20 protein-coding genes are annotated in these 15,404 nt (G+C 40.5%); all 20 read right to left on the bottom strand.

What is annotated here, in order from left to right; all coding sequences use genetic code 11:
- Positions 1 to 207 precede the first annotated feature (207 nt).
- On the bottom strand, positions 208 to 798 hold the full coding sequence (locus ACWYN3_RS01850; RefSeq protein ID WP_456219613.1) for a hypothetical protein: 591 nt from the start codon (positions 796 to 798) through the stop codon (positions 208 to 210).
- Positions 764 to 1,819 (bottom strand): TIM-barrel domain-containing protein, encoded by a 1,056-nt coding sequence (locus ACWYN3_RS01845; protein WP_456219612.1) that lies wholly within the window; start codon positions 1,817 to 1,819, stop codon positions 764 to 766. The genes ACWYN3_RS01850 and ACWYN3_RS01845 overlap by 35 nt, the downstream gene beginning before the upstream one ends.
- 296 nt (positions 1,820 to 2,115) lie before the next feature.
- Positions 2,116 to 2,385 carry an alpha-L-fucosidase gene (locus tag ACWYN3_RS01840; protein WP_456219611.1) on the bottom strand — a complete coding sequence of 90 codons (270 nt, stop codon included), beginning with the start codon at positions 2,383 to 2,385 and terminating at the stop codon, positions 2,116 to 2,118.
- 212 nt (positions 2,386 to 2,597) lie between these two features.
- Positions 2,598 to 2,762 (bottom strand): hypothetical protein, encoded by a 165-nt coding sequence (locus ACWYN3_RS01835; RefSeq protein ID WP_456219610.1) that lies wholly within the window; start codon positions 2,760 to 2,762, stop codon positions 2,598 to 2,600.
- 10 nt (positions 2,763 to 2,772) lie between these two features.
- Positions 2,773 to 3,276, bottom strand: a complete 504-nt coding sequence (locus tag ACWYN3_RS01830; protein ID WP_456219609.1) for a glycoside hydrolase family 5 protein — start codon at positions 3,274 to 3,276, stop codon at positions 2,773 to 2,775.
- Positions 3,269 to 3,667 (bottom strand): glycoside hydrolase family 5 protein, encoded by a 399-nt coding sequence (locus ACWYN3_RS01825; RefSeq protein WP_456219608.1) that lies wholly within the window; start codon positions 3,665 to 3,667, stop codon positions 3,269 to 3,271. The genes ACWYN3_RS01830 and ACWYN3_RS01825 overlap by 8 nt, the downstream gene beginning before the upstream one ends.
- A gap of 215 nt (positions 3,668 to 3,882) precedes the next feature.
- On the bottom strand, positions 3,883 to 4,776 hold the full coding sequence (locus ACWYN3_RS01820; RefSeq protein ID WP_456219607.1) for a glycan-binding surface protein: 894 nt from the start codon (positions 4,774 to 4,776) through the stop codon (positions 3,883 to 3,885).
- Positions 4,777 to 4,938: 162 nt separating this feature from the next.
- The gene (locus tag ACWYN3_RS01815) at positions 4,939 to 5,334 is read right to left on the bottom strand and encodes a hypothetical protein (protein ID WP_456219606.1); all 396 of its coding nucleotides are present in this window, start codon (positions 5,332 to 5,334) and stop codon (positions 4,939 to 4,941) included.
- A gap of 24 nt (positions 5,335 to 5,358) precedes the next feature.
- Entirely contained in the window at positions 5,359 to 5,754 is a 396-nt protein-coding gene (locus ACWYN3_RS01810; protein WP_456219605.1) for a RagB/SusD family nutrient uptake outer membrane protein, read from the bottom strand.
- Positions 5,715 to 6,950, bottom strand: a complete 1,236-nt coding sequence (locus tag ACWYN3_RS01805; protein WP_456219604.1) for a RagB/SusD family nutrient uptake outer membrane protein — start codon at positions 6,948 to 6,950, stop codon at positions 5,715 to 5,717. Before ACWYN3_RS01805 ends, ACWYN3_RS01810 begins: the two co-directional genes overlap by 40 nt.
- A gap of 31 nt (positions 6,951 to 6,981) precedes the next feature.
- On the bottom strand, positions 6,982 to 7,602 hold the full coding sequence (locus ACWYN3_RS01800; protein ID WP_456219603.1) for a hypothetical protein: 621 nt from the start codon (positions 7,600 to 7,602) through the stop codon (positions 6,982 to 6,984).
- A complete protein-coding gene (locus ACWYN3_RS01795) occupies positions 7,587 to 9,227 on the bottom strand; it encodes a TonB-dependent receptor domain-containing protein (protein WP_456219602.1) in 1,641 nt (546 codons plus the stop codon). The genes ACWYN3_RS01800 and ACWYN3_RS01795 overlap by 16 nt, the downstream gene beginning before the upstream one ends.
- A complete protein-coding gene (locus ACWYN3_RS01790; protein ID WP_456222836.1) occupies positions 9,224 to 9,739 on the bottom strand; it encodes a TonB-dependent receptor plug domain-containing protein in 516 nt (171 codons plus the stop codon). The genes ACWYN3_RS01795 and ACWYN3_RS01790 overlap by 4 nt, the downstream gene beginning before the upstream one ends.
- On the bottom strand, positions 9,646 to 10,185 hold the full coding sequence (locus ACWYN3_RS01785; protein WP_456219601.1) for a carboxypeptidase-like regulatory domain-containing protein: 540 nt from the start codon (positions 10,183 to 10,185) through the stop codon (positions 9,646 to 9,648). Before ACWYN3_RS01785 ends, ACWYN3_RS01790 begins: the two co-directional genes overlap by 94 nt.
- Before the next feature lie 263 nt (positions 10,186 to 10,448).
- Positions 10,449 to 11,261, bottom strand: a complete 813-nt coding sequence (locus ACWYN3_RS01780) for an alpha-L-arabinofuranosidase A (protein WP_456219600.1) — start codon at positions 11,259 to 11,261, stop codon at positions 10,449 to 10,451.
- Positions 11,198 to 11,770: a hypothetical protein gene (locus tag ACWYN3_RS01775; RefSeq protein ID WP_456219599.1), complete on the bottom strand. Its 573-nt coding sequence runs from the start codon at positions 11,768 to 11,770 to the stop codon at positions 11,198 to 11,200. The genes ACWYN3_RS01780 and ACWYN3_RS01775 overlap by 64 nt, the downstream gene beginning before the upstream one ends.
- 5 nt (positions 11,771 to 11,775) lie before the next feature.
- Positions 11,776 to 12,288 (bottom strand): hypothetical protein, encoded by a 513-nt coding sequence (locus tag ACWYN3_RS01770; RefSeq protein WP_456219598.1) that lies wholly within the window; start codon positions 12,286 to 12,288, stop codon positions 11,776 to 11,778.
- Positions 12,222 to 12,560, bottom strand: a complete 339-nt coding sequence (locus ACWYN3_RS01765) for a hypothetical protein (protein ID WP_456219597.1) — start codon at positions 12,558 to 12,560, stop codon at positions 12,222 to 12,224. The genes ACWYN3_RS01770 and ACWYN3_RS01765 overlap by 67 nt, the downstream gene beginning before the upstream one ends.
- A 297-nt stretch (positions 12,561 to 12,857) precedes the next feature.
- Positions 12,858 to 14,108, bottom strand: a complete 1,251-nt coding sequence (locus ACWYN3_RS01760; RefSeq protein WP_456219596.1) for a glycoside hydrolase family 43 protein — start codon at positions 14,106 to 14,108, stop codon at positions 12,858 to 12,860.
- A 142-nt stretch (positions 14,109 to 14,250) separates the two neighbouring features.
- Complete coding sequence (locus ACWYN3_RS01755) at positions 14,251 to 15,129, bottom strand: sialate O-acetylesterase (RefSeq protein WP_456219595.1); 879 nt, start codon at positions 15,127 to 15,129, stop codon at positions 14,251 to 14,253.
- Positions 15,130 to 15,404: the final 275 nt, after the last annotated feature.

Below are 15,404 nucleotides of genomic sequence, written 5' to 3'. Positions count from 1 at the left end.
TTCAATGCTTTGCATGAACCTATACAAAACTGCATTTCTATTTAGTTATAGTATCTCTTACTATTTACTTAGATCCTGCAATAATGGCATCTATATCCACGGGAAAGTATTTGGTGTCGGGTTATAATAATTTTCCTGTGTATTGTTGTTGTATTTTTGCCCATAACATGCAATATGGCCAGTTTTGTTATATAGAATCCGTTTTTGTCAGAACCTAAGTTTAATACTAAACTTGTTTCCTTTTTTAAGAATTAGTAATTCCTTCTTCTTAGTTTCATTGTATTTCCATTCATCAGCATTAATCACTTCAATGGGTTTAGCAACCTGTTGAATTAAAAATGCGTACGGGAGTTTATTCTTACCTTCTACAATTAATTCATTTGATTGACCATCATGAGTAATCCGTATAGGCTCAAACTCAATACCATCTCCTAACGGTCGATAATATTGATATACAGTTTTCTCTCTGTTTGGAACAATGTATATGGTTTGTTTGCCAGTTAAAGTTGAATCGCCGATACCCGAATAGCTATTCGTAATATTCATTGGAATAATTGCTCCTACTTTAATGAATAAAGGAAATTGGTTAAGTGGATATGTTTTAGTAATATTTGCACCTCCGTCAAAAATAGTTCTTGACCAAAAATCCATCCATTTACCTTCCTTTGGAAGACTAAAATTTACAGAATCGTTTGCCGATGTAATAGCTTTTGTAAATAAATAATTACCAACCGTGTGGCTTTCTTGTTTGTACGATACATTTTTAATCAACGAACGAACCACTTGTTTTATGTACATCCACTATGGTGCTGAATAAATAAGGAATTAACTGACTATGCAACCACACCGCCTGCTGGTAACATAAAGTTGCCTCATTGCCATGATACCAGGGTAAATGATTTGTAAACGCACCATTTTCACCTCCATTTATCATGCTGGCAGTTAAAGCACCAAACTGGGCATAACGTATCAGTTCTTTTTTATCGGCACGGGCTCCAAAAAAGCCACCTATTTCGCATCCGGGAGCACCGTATCCGAGTTCTGCACTTTTATATATATTGTTTATCTGAAGTTTTAAACCTTCCCAAGAACCTTCGAAATCGCCACACCATCCAAGGCTTAATTTTTCTACCGATGCTTCCACACCTCCCTGATGTGAGAATGGTCGTCCAACTATTGCACCTTTAGCTTTGCGACTAGTAATGTATTGAAACATACTATTGTAATAATATGGACGAAATTCAGTGTTCTTTAATTTCCCGATTGATGTTTGAACGGTATCACCAAAATATATTTCACCTTGATCCACTTTAAATCCATACACTCCATCAATTAAAACTTTATCGAGTTGCGAATTCCACCATTTTACGGCATCCTTGTTTGTAAAATCTATGTGCAAGCCATCGCCTTTCCACCAATGTGATACTTTCCCATTGTTTACTGCGTACTTTTTTTCAACAACCTCATCAAATGAAGGGTGTTTTTGAATCGGCATATCTGTAGCTGTACTATTTATACATCCGGTTAACCACAGTATCACTTTTATATTTTGTTTATTGAAGCCATGAATCATCTCTGTTGAATTTGGATAACGTTTTGTATTCCAATCAAAGTTATTATATGCTGTTGACCACGGACTATCAATAATAATAGCCCCCACAGGCATTTTATGCGCTAAATATAAGTTTACAAGTCTTTCCGAGAAAACTTGGTTGTTGGCACTATCCTCCCAAACAATATGTTCCAATGCCCACCTTGGAGTAATAGGCGCAAATTTTAAGAGTTTTGAGAATATAAATTTGTTTGGATAAAAAGACAAATACTAAAACACAAGATGATTTTTTTCATAAAAGTTAAGTAAGAAATTATTTATTACAATTAATTTTAAGTTTATCCCCAATGATTACCAGTAAGTTCCCGCTGCTTTATCCATGACTTTGACAATACAACATCTTCATTTAAAAATGCTATCGGTCGCATCTCTTTGTCGAGAAATGATTGACCAAAAGCAGTCTGACAAGCAAACAAAATCAGCCCAACCCATTTTATATTATTTATCATACTTTCCTTAAACCCGGCTTTGGAAGGATGGCCGTAATGAGCAACATGCCACTTTTAATAGTCGGGGTTTTCTCCATACAAACCACGTGCATACCAGTCGCCTTGCCCTGGCTGACACTGCGACCCCCAGTGTGCCCAGATGCCAAATTTGGCGTTACTAAACCATACGGGACTTTTATATTGCTGGAGCGATTCCCAAGTTGGCTTAAACTTTCCTGCAGCAACAGGCTCATTACCTTCTCCTATCGGCGATTGATAATTTCCCTGTGCTATCAGCGAACCTGACAGTAAGATTAATACCGCTATTAGCGAATTAACTTTCATTGATTTTCTTTTTAAATTGATTAATAATTTTTAATGACAGACATGGTATGGAGCATCAAATTTACGCCGGTTAAATAGCAGGATACGATCCATTGAGGATTCTTTATAAGTAAATCTGTGACTCCTAAGAAGTCACAGATTTTTTAAATTCAATGCTATACATGAACCTTTAAAAAACCGTATTTTTATTTAGTTATAGTATTTCTTACTATTTACTTAGATCCTTCAATAAGGGCATCTAACATAGGTTGATCCTTTACCACATTATTAGCTCTGTCTAACATAAAACCTATCTCCCAATAGAATGGCAGAATACCATTCGCTTTAGCCTGTTTGGTCAGATAATATGTCCAGTCATTTACAGACTTGTTGTGCATAGCCAGATCCTTAGGAAGATATATTCGGGTTGTTAATCGCATTCCTTCTCCAGGCTGCATATTCACCCAACATCACGGGGATACCTTTATCAACAAACTTCTGTTTAATATTTTTGAATTCAGTATCGATCACATCCTCTTCTCCATAGGTAGCGTTGCGTTCTGGTTCAATAGTAGAATGATTCCCTTTCCCCCAGTAGTAAGCCATTTTGCCCCAAGTTGCATCCCCATCCGTTAGTATCGTAAATGTAGAAGGCGTGTAGTCATGAACCTCGACCATCAACTTATTAGGAATTTCGTCTTTTGGCATAGTATTCATCAAAGTAAAAGTTTTAGTAGGGTCAGTGCTAGGGCCCTGCACAACCAGCACCCGGTAACTGTTCCTGCCTCCTGTAGAACGAACCGCGTTGATGAATGTTTCGTGATAACTATTGAGTATGGACATCTGCTCAGCATTTTCAACCGCAGGTTCATTCGTACCAGCAAAAATAAGATGTTCGTCAAAATCACGCATGCATGGTTGTAGCAATCTGCTCCCAAAGTGCTTTTAGTCTCGCATTGATAGCCTCTTGCTTTGCCGCATTGACATTATTTTCGAGCCAGCCATTATCTCCGTGAGTATTCAGCATCACATACATATCATTAGCTACACACCATCCGACTACTTCTTTCACACGGCTAAGCCATGCCCGGTCAATTTCTGCTTTATCGGGATCACTTAAATGAGTCCAATTCCAGTTACAAGGAATCCGTACAGTATTGAATCCCATTTGCTTTACAAATTTCACATATGATTCGGTCAGTTTACTATTCTGCCACTCACCTTCTTTTGGGGACTCCATGGTATTGCCAAAATTTATCCCCATATGCATTTTTGCCACCAATTGCACGGCAGTACTGGCCATTCCAGTTATGTCTGATGCTTTCGGCGATGTATTATAACTTGGGTAAATGGTGGCGGCCTGAGAAACTTTTAATTGCAGGTTCGGATTATTCGCTTTTTCACAAGAGAATAAAGATATAACGCAATAAGAGATATCGATATTTTAAAAGAACATTTAATCTTCATTGTTAATTAGTTAAAAAGCCCCACTGCGATGTGCCGCCATGGGGCTTTAGTTTATTTAATTTTTACAACTCTCAAATTATCAACAGCACCATAAAAGCTGGCTGCCGAAAGACCATAGTTATGTATATACATTATGCATGATGTATTTCCGGAATCACCTGTTAAATCGGCAATTTTAGTTAGTGAAGCCCCCATACCCTCGCCAAGCTCAGGATCTGATGCACGGAACGATGTTAAAGGAATAGTTACTGTTACCCAACCTTTTTTAATGTACGGCACCGTGGTAGTAGCGTTTATTCGCCATGGCTCCCACCGGGCTACATGGCCATTTACTCCACTTACAATATCAACTGTAGTACCCTTCCAGGCTTTTGAGATACTTACTTCAAATTTAAATGCCCATTTACTAACCGAGTCAGTAACATTAGCTTTGGGTACCCACTGTGCTGCATTCATGGGTATGTTGGTCGTCCAGGGCCATCCATCGCCGTCGGCCAACCCATTAATATCCAATACAAAATAGGTGCTTGAATTGCCAGGAAAATTGGGATCGCCACTCGTTTGTTTGCCAGCACCCCAGCCTCCCCAATTAAAATTACTATCCCAATTTGATATGGAGCCTGTTACTACATCGTGCACATTGTACACGGTAGTAGCAGTGCCAAACCCTGTAGTAACAGATACCGGCCCGCTTTGCGTTATCGTTGGCAAAACGAACCCAACATAAGCCCCATTATATGATGATGTATAAGAATTAATTGCGACACCAGCATAAGTTAGTGTTTTGATATTTTTAAGATAGGCACCATAAACATAAACCGAATCACCGGGGTTGGCATTTTCGTTGGAAACACCACCGATGATGGGTGTTGCAACTATTTTATAATTCACCGAACCACTCTTGGAGGTTATCGCTATCTCATCATTGGTTGTCACAGCCGGCATAATAAATAGAAATTCCGGAAGTGTCTAATTTAAAGGATTGGATTGGGGTGCCCCTATACGAAAAGTGTTGAACGAAAAATAGGTTTGCGCCAGAAACATAAACAGAATCGCCTGGATTAGCATATAAATTGGAAACTCCCCAAACGGCAGGTGCCGCCGGACCTAATTTAAAAGAAAATTTTGTGGAACCACCTTTTGTTGTATACTCCACAATATAGAGTTTAGCAGTATCAATTTTTTTGAAAACTGCATACCAGGGATTTGCACCACGGCACTGTTCGGTGCAAACAAAGCGTTGTTAAATGTGGCAGGCACCCCATTGAAACTTATTTGCGTAGCATTCTGTAAATTATTCCCAGTGATCACAACATATTGCCAGTTTGGCACTGCGCTGTGTAAAACGGTATCATTAGGTGAGGCTACATAACTCCTAATAGCCGAGATAACCGGAGGAGCCCCACCGCCGCTATCTGCATTCTTTTTACAAGCTGGTGATAAAGCCACAATCATGAACAAAAGCGGCAAAAACCAGAGGCATAAGTATGATTTCTTTTTCATAACAATATCTTTTAAATGTTTTAATTAATAATAAGGTACCGGTGGTTCTGCCAATTTAGGGGCGGTAGTCAACTCAGATGATGGAATTGGTAATGTAAATGAAGCGATAGTTGCCGGAAGCGTAAGTGGTGGAGCAATAGTATCCCTTGTTGCTATCTTCGTTACAGGATCATAAGTAAACCTAATCCGACCGCGAGTAGCATCCTGATCATTAAGAAACTTCACAGCATTAGTCGGGTCGTAATAAGAATACCTAACTAGGTCTGGCCAGTATTGTCCTTCAAAAGCAAGTTCAACCCTTCTTTCCGTGCGCAGTAAAGCCGGAGTGATCACAGCCACAATATCCACGCCAGCCCTTGCCCGCACAGCATTGAAATATTTTATAGCATCAACATCGCTCGTCGTACTATTGTTACCCAAAATGGCTTCGGCATATACCAAAACACACACATCGCCAATCTAAGCATTGCATTATGTTCGGGAGATGACCAAGAATCCATTGTTGGCAAGTTGTTATCTTTTTCGGTGCCAACCATATGTTTTTTCAGGCCCGTACCTTTTGCCGTATAACCACCACCGGCAGCATTCAATTCGGGATAAAAATCTCCGTTGAGCATGATCGTGGCTTTACGCCTTACCGTATCCTTAGCAGAATACATCCGGTATAAATCGTAGCTTGGCGCCAAGGACATCCATCCACCTTGTTTTTGAGGAGTAATGATGTTATCTGGCGCAAATAATTGTTGTAGGGCGTTGCCATTTCCATAACCCACACCACCGGCCCATTGAAGCGCGAACAATGATTCGGGGTTATCGTTGTTTTGCACCTTAAAAAGATCATAATAACTAGGAAACAATTTCAAGCCACTATTTATACACACATTGCCTGCATACTTTTTAGCACTGTCCAGCAAGGCCTGGTCGCGGCTACCACTTTTGCCTAAACCTGCCATCGTCAAATATACCTTACCCAGCATCCCTTGCGCCGACCAGGTAGTTACCCTGCCTTTTGTATCTGTTTTGGGCAGGTATTGTGTTGCATACTTCAGGTCTTTAGTAACGAATTTATACACATCCGAAACAATGTTGCGGCTAAGCAGCGGATCCTTTATCAGTTTACGGTTGTCTTCAATAATTGGCACTGCACCCCAATATATCGCCAAATTATAATAAGCCATGGCACGAATAAATTTTGCCTCAGCTATGGCCGCATTTTTGTCTGCTTCCGAAATAGACGGATCAGCCTGCTCTTGTATGGCTGTGATAACCGTATTACATTGCGCTACAGCATTGTATAACCCACTCCAGCCCCTTGTCACAAGACCATTTTGGGCGGTAATGGTGCGCGTAAAAAGCTGTACCAAATCGCCATTATACGGAAAGCTAGCGGTACCACTCAATACGTCGCCAAGTGGTATCCAGCTCTCATTGCTCCATGACCACCAGTGCCCACCGCCATAAAGGCTTGCCGTAGCCAATCGTACATCGGAAGTGGTTTTATAAAAATTGTTAGAATTTATCTGCGAGTTGGACGGACGATCCAAAAAGCTCTTTTTACATCCGGCTATTGCGGCTACACATAGCAGGATGATGATAATTTTGTGAATTGATTTCATAAACATATATTTTAAATCGATAATCGTTTTATTATTTCAAGGTTATGTTTGCGCCAATAGTAAATACTCTTGGCTGCGGATAATAACCGTCGTCCCAACCTGCCTGGAGCGGGTTCCACGAACCTATTTCAGGATCCATGCCTTTATATTTTGTAATTACAAATACGTTGGATACATTGGCATACACCCTAACAGCACTCACAGATATTTTGGATAAAAGACTTACTGGTAGGCGGTAACCTAAGGTGATATTTTTGCACCGCAGGAATGAGGCATCCTCTATAAACAAACTATTAGGACGATTATTACCGTTGGTATTATCGTTTCTCAAACCTACAACGGTTGTATTGGGGTTGGTAACATATACATTGTTAACATCGGTTTCAGAGCCGTTGGGATCAACCAGAGCCAATTTCGCATAGTTTAGTACCGATGTGAAAAAAAAAGTGGCATGATTTCCCGGATCAGTTTGCTGTATGGCCATTTGATTGAATACCTTGTTGCCATAACTGCCGCTGAAGAAAATATTCAGATCAAAATTTTTGTAGTTAAATGTATTGTTGATACCATACTGGAATTTAGGGAGCGGTGAGCCTAAAAAGGTTTGATCTTTTGAGTCAATAACACCGTCGCCATTCAAATCCTTGAACATACGATCGCCGTACCAGATACCACCGCCTGCCGCAGAAACCGGATAAGGTTTACCATTTGGGTCAGCTGTCCTGGCATGGTTTTGAAAATCAGATGGCGTTGAAAATATCCCATCAAATACGTAGCCGTAAAATGTGCCAATGGACTGGCCCACCACTGTTTTTTCGATGATATCATTAATGGTGTAGATTTCTGGCTTAAGTTAGCATCGCCGCCGCCGGCACCTAAACTGGTCACTTTGTTCTTATTTCGAGATATGGTAAAAGCAGTTTTCCAACTGAAATTTTTAGAACTAATATTGGTAGAATTGATTTGGAAATCAAACCCTTTGTTGCTTAGCGAGCCGACATTGGCATAAGGCGGTTGCATGGATCCCGGCCCCGAACTCCCTAAAGTACCAGAGTATCCTGGAAGTGGCACTTGTAATAAAAGGCCTTTTGTTTCGCGGTCGTAAACGTCTAATGAAAAACCTAACCGCCCATTCCAAAACGATCCGTCAATCCCAGCACTATAATAATCAGTTTTTTCCCACTTCACGTCCGGATTTGCCAAATTGTTTTGAAATAGCGCTGTACCTGATAAGCCATTTGTCACCGATCTAAGTTGGGTTGCAAAAGTATTGCCCTGTATGCCTTGATTGTTAGTTAGCCCATAACCAAGCCTCAGCTTCAATTCATTTATAGATTTTACGTCTTTTAAAAACGACTCCTTATTAATTTTCCAGGCAAATCCACCTGAATAGGTAGTAACCCAACGATTATTGGCTGCAAAATTTGAAGAACCATCATTCCGTATATTGCCGGTGAGCAGGTATCTGTCATCCCATGAAAAATTGATACGGCCGAAATAGGATTCCTGTGCAGAACCTCCAGTGGGGTCTGAATTTGAATTATCGCCGGAGTTTGTGGCCGTGCCGGCATCGCCTGCATCAATGGCCTGCACATAGTTTGTAGGAAAATTCCTTCGCCCAGCGCTAACATTGTGAAAAGTGCTTTCCTGCGCTTCATGGCCTACTAAAGCATCAATATGAAATTTTTTGAAATTATGGTTATACGTTAAAAAATTGCGCATTACTATATAAAAATTTTCGCCGGCGCTAGAGGAACCTGAGCTAGGGCTGAGATTGCCCTTACCAAAACTATACGTTGGTGAAAACCTATCTTCTGTATAAAAATCGAAATTACCAGATACTTCATTTCGCAGCGACAGATCTTTAGTAAGCTGTATTTCGGCATACACATTGCCGAATATCTGATTCCTCTTTTTTAGGTCTTTGACAATTTGGGCTAATGCCACTGGGTTGGCAACCGGTGCTACCCAACCGTTAGGGTCGGTAACACCGCCATAAGAACCATCAGGGTTTCTTACCGAAACATCAGGGCTAACGTTAAGTGCGGTTGCAATTACATTCCCGGAAGTTGAATTTACACTTTCATTAATATGCGCCAATTGAAGGCTGGTCCCTATTTTTAGCCAATTCGTGGTTTTGTTATCTAAATTCAGCCTTATCGAATATCTTTTAAAATCAGATCCAATGGCTATTCCTTCCTGGTCAAAATATGAGGTAGATAGTAAATATTGGGTCCTGGCATCCCCGCCGCTTACCGTAAGTGTATGGTTCATCATCGGAGCCTTCCGAAATAATTCTTTTTGCCAGTCGGTACCGGGGCCCAAATATTGAGGAGGATTACAAATTGGGGCCTTTTATCAAAGCCCCAGCCCAAGCCAGCAGACCGCGCATTAATGAAAGTAGCAAACTGCGGCAAATCCACCACAGGCATCCGCTTCAATATTTCCTGGTAGCCGGCATAGAAATCATAAGTTATTTGCGGCGCTCCGGCTTTACCTCTTTTTGTAGTGATCACAACAACTCCATTGGTTGCCTGCGAACCGTATATGGCTGTTGCCGAAGCATCTTTCAATACATCTATGGATTCAATTTCGGCAGGATTGATGGCATTTAATGGATTAGAACCACCACCTGGATTGTTTACCGGTGGGATAATAACACCGTCTATAACGAACAGTGGCGAATTAGAGCCACTTATTGAAGACACGCCACGTATCTGGATAGATACGCCGCCACCCGGCTGGCCTGATACCTGCTGAACCACAACCCCGGCAACTTTGCCCTGCAGGGCCTGGTCAAAAGTAGTGGGTTGCGTTTGGCGCAGATCAGCCCCTGAGAGATGGAAGATATAGACCCGGTAACGTTACCCTTGCTTTTTTTTCCATAGCCAATAACAACTTCATTCAGGCTTGTAACTTCAGTTCTCAAACTAACATTGATGATGTTACTACTTCCTACCATCACCTCTTGTTGCTGAAAACCGATGATCTTAAAAACGAGGATATCTCCTGTATTTGCCCGTATAGAAAACTGCCCCTTTTCATTAGCAGATGTCGATCTACTCTTCGTTTTCAGCTGTACTGTAGCCCCTGGTAACGGTGCAGAATTATCAATTGCTGTGATCGTCCCTGTAATTTGTTTTTCCTGGGCATAACCATTTAAGTGCAGAAGCACCATTGAAACTACCAGCCATAAAAAAATTGGTAATTTCCAGATAGAAATTGTTTGGTTCATATTTGGTTTTGGTTATTGTTAAGTAAAATAGCGGATCAACATTCTGGCCTTCTTCTGCCTTAAGCACTCAATATGCAGATGTTGATCAGCTATTAACTTAGGTTTTATGAAATCAAATATAGGCTCCGGTTAAGCTTGGGGATGCTTCAAATGATAAAGAGAAGAGTACTTATGTTAACATAAGTACATCTATACCGTTCACCTCTATAAAATTATATATGATCACTTGTCATTTTTGTCCTGCTATTTTTAGCTGACTTTAATTACTTAATTAATGTATTTATTTGAAGTACACTTACTGAATACGGATCGAAGGTCCTTGTAAATTTAGCGTCGCCCACTTTTATTGTGGAGGTAACCGGAACTATTTTTACCGGATCGCTGATCGTGTTCGTATCTTCTGGTTTATCTCCTTTTATCACCACGATAATACCCTCGGGAGAAAACTTTTTAGCCCCCTTTAAATCGATATCAACCTGCTGCGGCTTTCCTGTCGCATTTACTACTTTAAGAAACAGTTTTCCCGTTTTGGTGTCCTGGGTAGCTACATAAAACATGGCTGGTATAGGTTCGGGCATTTTATTAGCGACACTGTCCTGCTTTGTGGCAGGCCTGGTTTGGGTAGGGATATTGGCTCCCCATATAGGCACCACTTTATTACCAATATAACTGTTAAACATCTTCTGCACATAGTATGATGGTGACCCATAGCTTGTCAATGCATCATAACCTATCAGGTTTGAATCCCATTGCCAGGCCTTTGGCGCAGTTGCTGTGGCTTGATTTATATTTACAAATAATGGCGCGTAGCACGACAAGATGACCAGGTCTGAATTTCGTTCCATGCCCGTCATCCAGGCGGCATCACCCAGGGCAGCATTCAAATTGGTGGTAGGTATGCCTTCACGCGTTGCCCACTCACCTACAAACACTTTATATCCTTTGCGGTCGTAGTTATCATAATGTGCCGCATCCTCTTGCATTTCCCAGGCATTGCGGTAATAATGTTCATCTACAATTTCGGGCTTGCGGATAGTGAATTTACCTCTTCCTCCAAGCCAATCCTTACCGCCCATAGATGCAATACAGTGCAGGTTGGGGTATTTGGTTTAATACCATCATAAAACTGGGCATAACGTCCGTCGTAACTGCCAGACATGTCAAACCCATCTTCGTTACCAATTTCCACATAGTTGAGTTTAAAAGGCGCCGGATGTCCATCTGCGGCGCGCTTAGCACCCCAGTATGTGTGTACGTCGCCCGTAACATATTCAATTTCATTCAGCGCGTCATCTACATATGGCTTTAAAAGCGGGCCTGCGTCCACATGGTCGCCGTCGAGCGAATAGCCAGCATAAACAGCAAGCAGCGGTTCCATTTTCAAGTCTTCGCACCATTCTAAAAATTCAAGTAACCCCATTCCGTCAGTCGGGCGGTAGCCCCACGAGCCGGTATGTCCGGGCCGCCCTTCAAGCGGCCCCAAAGTAGTTTTCCACGGAAATGCATCATTCAATTTCGGGCCTTCAAGGAAATTACCGCCAGGAAAACGTAAAAAACGGGGTTTCATATCCGCCAATAACTTCATGATATCTATCCGGTTCCCGTTGGACGGTTATGATAGGTTGGCGGAAATAAAGAGACGAGGTTAAAATAATAAACCCCGGTACGGTTTGTTGAAATCACAAAACGGGCGGCAGATGTTGGTTTAACACCAGCACCTGTTGTTAATTTAAGTTCATATTTTTTCCAAAAGGCGCTTTTCACCAAATTAATAGTCCCCGAAGCATATACCGTTTTACCGTCATTACTTTCTATACTTACGGTTATAGGCCCGGCCGTATTATCGGCAATTACCGGAACAGCAACTGTAGGCTTCGGATCCCAGGGATTGAGGGGCAATGGTTTGCTATCCGTACCCTTAATATAAAAAGAAGCGTTATAAGTTGTATTAGGCAAAACAGGTATGCCCCAATAACCTTCATTTGCAATACCGGCCCGGCCACCGGCGGTATCCACCAATAGTCTTAAACAAGTAGTTAACGCGCCATTAATTGCATGGCGCCGCTGATCGACGGGTACATTGTCGGGGTTTGCGGCAACCAATTAATTGTGGCCTTCGCACCACCTTCCTTGATTACGCTCCAAGCTTCTGGCGTATTTGGGTTGTCCTTAAATATTCTGTTTTTGATTAGCTCGGCATACAAGCCCCCATCGTACGAATGGTTGATCTCTTCGGTCATCAACCCATACAATTGCGGACTTACATTTGCGCCGGGTTTAGTTAAATCAAGTGTAAGCTTAGGATTTTGCGCCTTCAAGCTTGTTGCAGTGAATAGAAACAGGCACAAACTTGAAATGGGTAATAACTTTTTCATAGTGAAGGTTTATAGTATTAATTGTTTTTTATACTTGCTTTACAAGACCAACAGGTCATTGTTAATTTTATATCAATTTTCTTGATGAGTTAAGCATCTTAAAATCTGTTGCATCATCTTCGTCATGCGTTGTATATAGAAACACTGTATCTTTATAGACCATCGGAGCCGGGTCAGCAGTATATTTTGTTTGTATAATCGGATTCTGCGCAATGCACTGCAACGAAAAAACAAATCATAATTATTGATCCTATCGCACAAAATTTTCTGATATTAAATACTTTCATTTGAATTGTTTTAATTGAATTTCCACCAGTTAAAATTGAATAAATCTCCCTTGCCGCCCTTAAATACAAAGTATAAATCATGGAGCCCTTCTATTTTATCGACTTTAGAAGATACTGTCATCCAGTTTTGCATACCGCCTGTATTTTTGATCTCACAATTGCTAAGTAATTTACCCCTGAGGCTGTCTACGCGAACTTCTATCTTAGCTACAGAACCAGATGCAACATTAACCTGAAATGTCTTTGCAACTTTTTTAAAATCAACGTTTCGCACTTTAATATAATCATCATGACTTATAGCAGTAACATAAACACCAGCATTGCCTAAACTATCTTTTACTGTTTTTATACCTTCTTGCCTGGCTATGGTTTCCGCTTCTACACGCTTAAACGGATCAATACTGCCTGTTGCTTTTGCAATACCATCGGATGGATCAATTCTGACTATGCTTCCGTCATCATTAAATTGACATCCATCTACACATACCGAACGGGTAAATCCTCCTCCTCCAGGCAATGCACCATTATGATAGAATAAATAGCTTTTACCTTTATAATCTACCAAACCAGGATGGTTTGTAAATGCGCCTCCTTTTTTTATGATGGTCATAATCGTATCTCCATAGCTCCAAGGTCCGGTAGCTGTGGGTGCTGTGGAATAAGCCAGGTGTTCTGGTACACCACCAGCTGCATATAGTAAATAATAGAGGCTCTTTCGTTTGTATAACCACGGAGCTTCTTCGTAAGCCGTAGGCCTTTTATCTGCATCTTTAAGCCTGATATGGAAACCTTTTTCGTTCAATGGAACGGCAACAACATCACCAGAATAGGATGTCATATCTTTATTCAGCTTAACATATTTTAGGTAAGGATTACCCCAATATAAATAGGCCTGGCCGTCATCATCAATAAATACAGTAGGATCTATGTCCCCACCTCCGCTGTGTACCAAGGGTTTTCCAAGAGCATCTTGAAACGGACCAGTTGGACTTTTTGAAACAGCTACCCCAATAGCCATTCCTTTCCCATTTAATTGATTAACTGGAACATACCAGTAGAAGTTGCCATTTCTAAAAATACATTGCCCCGCCCAGGCATCTTTTCCAGCCCAGCTAAAAGACTTAACTGATAAAGGTGAACCATGATCTGTCCAGTTAACCATATCTGTTGTTGAAAAACACTTCCAGTCGTTCATTCTGAACCAGGTAGATTTATCTTCATCATGCCCTGTATAGAGATAAAGCGTATTGTTATAAACCACAGGTGCTGGATCTGCGGTTATAGATCGTTTGTATAATCGGATTCTGAGATTTGCTAAAGAATGGAAACAATAGACAAAACGAAATAATAGCCGTTCTAATTTTGTAAAGTTGACTCATTTGGATTTAATATAATTATTGTGATTACATTTTTGAACTACCTGAATGCAGTAAAGCGAGCATTTTTTCAGCATAACGTTTTCCAAGTGCTCTGTAACCGGCTGCATTAAAATGTAATTTATCCTCAGCCACGGCACACCCTTTGGAGGATATTATATATGAATTAGGAATGGTCTCTGGAAGTTTCGCTATAATAGCATTCATATTGGCACAAATCCCCCCCTGATCTGCATTTACGACTTCACCCGCCAACAATGGTACTTTTTCAGCTTCCAGATTCAAATCTCTCAGAAGGTTCTTATAAACAGTATTTACTTTTTGTGGCCAGAGTGCGTCATTCACATTGGATTCTCCCTGGTGCAGCAATATGCCTTTTATCACACCATCTTTTTGTGCTTTCTTGGCAAGCTCTACCAGGCGTCCATAAGGATTACCATCATACTGATCGATCATACCAATCATCCATTTGGGGGCCGTGGTTACATAGACTTGATAGTTGTTTTTATCAAAAAGTTCAATTTTACAACCTCCAACAGCAACATTGATGACACCCACGGTAACATCGTCTGGAAGACCCGCTAACAGAGCCCTTCCGAAATAATCAGCAGGAGTTAATCCCGTATTACATCTGCTTAAAGGGGGAACTGCAGTATACCAGGTATTTTTAACTCTTTTAAGCTCTGGGCAGTCAACAGCTTGCAGTACTTTAAAGCGCTTATTTACATTTACCGTATCCTGCTCCTCAAATTTAGCATTCCCCTCCATATTGGATTGCCCAAAACATAAATAGATATAAAACTTTTTATCCTGAGAATAACTACTGCCTGAAAACAGGAACAAAATAAGAAAAATGACAAATACTTTTTTCACCTGTAAACAAAAAACTAAATCTTTATTGTTCATCTTTTAAACTTTCTTTTTATCCATAAAAACATAAAACTGACTTTCTAAGAGGGTAAAGCTAATTTTTAGAAAGCTGTTAACAGGGAAGTTTTCGTCATTATTGTAGAAGAAATGTTAAAAATCTCTTTTCGAAGAAAAATCTGGTATTTTGGATTAAGAAAGTGTTATTGAGTACGCGAATGGTTATTTTCAAATTTAGGTTATGTATTCGGATTTTACGTTTTAAATGCCTAAATTCACATTGTTGTACATTAAATTTAGCTTTGAAAAATTTC

It is taken from the genome of Pedobacter sp. NJ-S-72 (genome assembly GCF_053890575.1).
This window is presented reverse-complemented; position numbering and strand designations above follow the sequence as displayed.

What these genes read in the sequence shown, in the direction of transcription:
- ACWYN3_RS01850 (WP_456219613.1), bottom strand. Translation starts at nt 798, where the DNA reads ATGTACATAAAACAAGTGGTTCGTTCGTTGATTAAAAATGTATCGTAC.
- ACWYN3_RS01840 (WP_456219611.1), bottom strand. Translation starts at nt 2,385, where the DNA reads ATGAAAGTTAATTCGCTAATAGCGGTATTAATCTTACTGTCAGGTTCG.
- ACWYN3_RS01835 (WP_456219610.1), bottom strand. Translation starts at nt 2,762, where the DNA reads ATGCACAACAAGTCTGTAAATGACTGGACATATTATCTGACCAAACAG.
- ACWYN3_RS01830 (WP_456219609.1), bottom strand. Translation starts at nt 3,276, where the DNA reads ATGCGTGATTTTGACGAACATCTTATTTTTGCTGGTACGAATGAACCT.
- ACWYN3_RS01825 (WP_456219608.1), bottom strand. Translation starts at nt 3,667, where the DNA reads ATGGCCAGTACTGCCGTGCAATTGGTGGCAAAAATGCATATGGGGATA.
- ACWYN3_RS01820 (WP_456219607.1), bottom strand. Translation starts at nt 4,776, where the DNA reads ATGCCGGCTGTGACAACCAATGATGAGATAGCGATAACCTCCAAGAGT.
- ACWYN3_RS01815 (WP_456219606.1), bottom strand. Translation starts at nt 5,334, where the DNA reads ATGAAAAAGAAATCATACTTATGCCTCTGGTTTTTGCCGCTTTTGTTC.
- ACWYN3_RS01805 (WP_456219604.1), bottom strand. Translation starts at nt 6,950, where the DNA reads ATGAAATCAATTCACAAAATTATCATCATCCTGCTATGTGTAGCCGCA.
- ACWYN3_RS01800 (WP_456219603.1), bottom strand. Translation starts at nt 7,602, where the DNA reads ATGTTCAAGGATTTGAATGGCGACGGTGTTATTGACTCAAAAGATCAA.
- ACWYN3_RS01795 (WP_456219602.1), bottom strand. Translation starts at nt 9,227, where the DNA reads ATGATGAACCATACACTTACGGTAAGCGGCGGGGATGCCAGGACCCAA.
- ACWYN3_RS01785 (WP_456219601.1), bottom strand. Translation starts at nt 10,185, where the DNA reads ATGAACCAAACAATTTCTATCTGGAAATTACCAATTTTTTTATGGCTG.
- ACWYN3_RS01780 (WP_456219600.1), bottom strand. Translation starts at nt 11,261, where the DNA reads ATGGGCGGTAAGGATTGGCTTGGAGGAAGAGGTAAATTCACTATCCGC.
- ACWYN3_RS01775 (WP_456219599.1), bottom strand. Translation starts at nt 11,770, where the DNA reads ATGAAGTTATTGGCGGATATGAAACCCCGTTTTTTACGTTTTCCTGGC.
- ACWYN3_RS01765 (WP_456219597.1), bottom strand. Translation starts at nt 12,560, where the DNA reads ATGAAAAAGTTATTACCCATTTCAAGTTTGTGCCTGTTTCTATTCACT.
- ACWYN3_RS01755 (WP_456219595.1), bottom strand. Translation starts at nt 15,129, where the DNA reads ATGAACAATAAAGATTTAGTTTTTTGTTTACAGGTGAAAAAAGTATTT.